The sequence below is a fragment of the Actinomycetes bacterium genome (assembly GCA_024222295.1).
GTDB lineage: Bacteria > Actinomycetota > Acidimicrobiia > Acidimicrobiales > Microtrichaceae > JAAEPF01.
Window position 1 is genome coordinate 1 of record JAAEPF010000046.1, and the last position, 2769, is coordinate 2769.

The 2769-nt window shown below is 63.5% G+C and carries 1 protein-coding gene and 1 pseudogene; both read right to left on the minus strand.

What is annotated here, in order from left to right:
• Positions 1-236, minus strand: a 236-nt coding sequence (locus tag GY812_14380; protein ID MCP4436671.1) for a sulfatase-like hydrolase/transferase, incomplete at its 3' end; no start/stop codon positions are given.
• 1610 nt (positions 237-1846) lie between these two features.
• Positions 1847-2769, minus strand: a pseudogene (locus GY812_14385) (sulfatase-like hydrolase/transferase).

The following is a 2769-nucleotide window of genomic DNA, read 5'->3' on the forward strand; positions in this document are numbered from 1 at the left end:
ACGGCGCGGGCGGCCGAGCAGGAGGGGACCTGGCAGAACGTGTGCGTGAACAGGGCGCCCTGTCGGGCGATCTGGTCAAACGTTGGTGTCTTGACCGACGGGTCACCACAAGCGCCCGCATGCGGCCAGGCCCAGTTGTCGCCGACCAGCAACAGGATATTGGGGCGCGCGCCTTGGTCGGCAGCCTCGGCAGGAGCGTTGCCAAACAAAACGGCCAGCCCCACGGCCAGGAGCAACAGGTGGCAAGGCACTGGGCAGCCGGTCGGTTGAATCGATTTCATCGTGTTCGTTTTCCTTTATTTCTGGTGTCGTCTTAGTGCTCGGTCTACCTGGCAGACTCTCTTACAGTTCTTTGACAAAAAACGGGCGGGCCCGTTCGAAATCACTCGCTCCCCTGAAAGGGGACCGTCTTGTAGTACGCCTCGAACCAGGCATTGACGGCACCCGTGCCGACCGACCGGTGGTACGCGGCCTGCTGCTCTGGCAATTCGGCCCGGAATGACTGTAACACGGCTTGGTACTTCTCAGCCGCACCCTGCTTGGCCAACAGGTTCGTCCACTCGTTCGGATCGTGCTGGTGATCGTACAGTTCCTCGCTCCCATCGACGTAGCGAATGAATCGGTAGCGGTCCGAGCGGAGGCTGACGTTGCCCCGCGCGTAAGTCGTGGAAATGGAGTGCCTCCACGGCACGGACCGGTCCTCGGGATCCTGGAGCAGAGGCGCGAGGCTGAGCCCCGAGTTCTGGGCCCGCTCTGGCAGTCCGCAGAGCTCCAGGAGCGTGGGATAGAGGTCGATCAGCCCGGTCGGCCGATCGCAGCGCCGACCCTCCGACTGCCCCGGCTCCACCACGATCAGCGGCACGCGCGTCGACTCTTCCCAGAGCGAATGCTTGGAAACGCGGTTCTTCTCTCCCAGGTGGTAGCCGTGGTCGGAGAACAGAACGATGATCGTGTTGTCCGCAGCCGGCGACCGCTTGAGGGCCTCTATGACTTTTCCCACCTGGCTATCGACGAAGGTTGTACAGGCGAGGTAAGCCTGCGTGCAGCGACGGAGCTGCTCGTTATCGTTGGCCCGCAGGTAGGGCAGCATCGGGTAGCGCGGCAACTCGTGCACCTTCACACCAATCTCCGGCACGTCATCGAGGTCATCGTCCTTGATCTCCGGGAGAACGATCTTGTCGAGCGGATGAAGATCGAACCACGGCTGCGACACGTAGAACGGGACGTGGGGCCGGTGGAAACCGACGGCCAGGAAGAAAGGCTCTTTCCCGTCGTGTGTGGCGAGCGCCTCGATCGCCCAGTCCGCGGCCTGGAAGTCGGGCATCTTGTCGTCGGACTCGGGAAACACGCCCCAGTCGGTCTGCGTGCCGGTGTAAGGGACGGCCGGGTCGGGCGTGTAGTGAAAGCGGTGCTCGTTGGGTGGCTTCGGACCCGAGCTTCCCTTGGGGCCCGCTTTCTGCACCGCCTGATTCAAAGGATAGCCGTGCGTGATCTTACCGACACCAAGTGTTCGGTAGCCGTGCTGGGCGAAATACTCGGTCATCAGCTGGCCGCGGAAGTGGGTCGCATCGTCGACCATCTTCGCCTTGCCCCTCGGTTGATCGTAGAGGCCCGTTTCAAAAGGGTATCGACCGGAAAGAAACGAGGCCCGCGACGGACCACAGATCGGCGCCTGGCAATGCGCGTTGGTAAAGTTGGTCCCCCGCGCCGCCAGCCGGTCGATGTTGGGCGTGTGCGCCTGGGGATGGCCACCCAGGCAGCCGACCCAGTCATTCAGATCGTCGACCGCGATGAACAGGACGTTGGGCCGTTTGGCCGCCTGGTCCGATTTCGGTAGATCTTGCGCCTTGGGAATGACGGCCTGCGCCTTGCGATCATCAACGCGGAAGTGGCCCAGCGGTTGGTCGGCCTGGTCGGTAATCAGCCAGACGGCGCCCGGGCGGGTCTGTTGTCGTTTTCGTTTGCCAGGCTCAATCGAGCCGTACAACTTCGGCTGGCCCTGCCGGTCGATCCAGTGCAGCTTGACCGTCTGTTTGCTGCGGTTAATAAAGACGACTTGAAACGGACTGCCGTCCGGCTTCGAGGCGGGGGCCGGACCGTCGCTGGCCGCCTGCCAGGGCAGCTTGGGCAGTGAATCCTCCTGGGGTGGCACCAGCGGGGCGAACTCGGTCGGTGCCAGCGAGCGGAGCTGGGCCAAGCGCGGCGCGTGTTTTGCCTGGCCGGCCAGGTTGGTCAGTTCATAGCGGTCGCTGTCGCTGTCGTACAGTTCCTGATCACCGTTGGCGTACTGAATCAGTCGCCATTTTTCGGCGCTTAGGCCGAACGAACCGGGCTCACTCAGGTGGGTGATCGAGACGTGGGGCCAATCGGCCTGCGGATCCTTCAACAGCGGCACCAGGCTCGGCCCGTCGTTATCCGGTTTCGCTTCCACCCCGGCCAGTTCGGTGAGCGTCGGGAACAGGCTGAGCAGGTTAACCGGCTGCCCGCAGACGCTGCCCGCCCGGGTGCCAGAGGGCAGGCCGGGCGTCCCTTTGGGAACCCGCACGATCAGCGGAACGCGGGTGCAGACGCGCCAGGCCGTGTATTTCTGCCAGTGCTGTTTTTCACCCAGGTGCCAGCCGTGGTCGGACCACAACACGACGATCGTGTTGTCGCGGTTGGGGCCGTTCTCTAGAGCCTCCAGTACGCGGCCGACCATCGCATCGGCAAAGGCGATCGAGGCGAGGTATCCCTGGATCGCCTGCTTCCATTGACCCTCGCCGCGAATAT